Annotated in this window: 1 protein-coding gene; it reads right to left on the reverse strand. The window is 41.0% G+C overall.

Annotation, left to right across the window (positions count from 1 at the left end; translation table 11 throughout):
- A partial coding sequence (locus RYX56_RS23280; protein WP_317124248.1) for an aldehyde dehydrogenase family protein occupies positions 1-261 on the reverse strand: 261 nt, incomplete at both ends.

Below are 261 nucleotides of genomic sequence, written 5' to 3' on the forward strand. Positions count from 1 at the left end.
GTTCCGGTACAAATCGATCATACAAGGTTTCCTGTAATATCAATCTCGAACCCGCTGAGCTCACTTGTCCTTGATTGGCAAAAATAGCATAAAGCGCATAATCGACTGCTGTTTCAAAATCAGCATCTTCAAATACAATATTAGGAGACTTTCCGCCTAATTCCAGTGATATATTTTTTAAGGTGGCTGCTGCTGATTTCATGATTTTCTTGCCAGCGACCTGTCCTCCGGTAAAGGCGATTTTGTCCACTAAAGGATTTC

It is taken from the genome of Alkalihalophilus lindianensis (assembly GCF_032843265.1).
GTDB lineage: Bacteria > Bacillota > Bacilli > Bacillales > Bacillaceae_D > Alkalihalophilus > Alkalihalophilus lindianensis.